Genomic DNA, 337 nt, shown 5'->3' on the forward strand with positions numbered 1-337 from the left:
CAGCACTTACCACAACCGTCACAAAGTGATTCCCACTCGTTCTCGGTCATCTGTTCTAGTGTCTTTTCTTGCCAAAATGGATTCGTCATAGGATTACTTCTTACTCTTTTACTGGGGTGCGTGTTATACCGCTAGCCCATAAAAAGTTCAAGGATAATAATTGTTCATTCTTTGATTCAATCAACAGCTGTCACTCTCATCATTTTTTGCTACTATCGCGCACCCTGTTATTTAGTGAGTTTAATTTGATGGAATGTCGCCTAGGTTGTGGAGCATGCTGTATCGCTCCAAGTATTACATCTGCTATTCCTGGAATGCCTAATGGTAAGCCTGCTGG

The 337-nt window shown here is 41.8% G+C and carries 1 pseudogene; it reads left to right on the forward strand.

Annotation, left to right across the window (positions count from 1 at the left end):
* Nucleotides 1-248 precede the first annotated feature (248 nt).
* A pseudogene (locus AB4512_RS18520) lies at nt 249-337 on the forward strand (YkgJ family cysteine cluster protein); the annotation flags it as partial.

Origin of the sequence: Vibrio sp. 10N.222.52.B7 (assembly GCF_041474275.1) — a bacterium.
Taxonomy (GTDB): Bacteria; Pseudomonadota; Gammaproteobacteria; order Enterobacterales; family Vibrionaceae; genus Vibrio; species Vibrio crassostreae_C.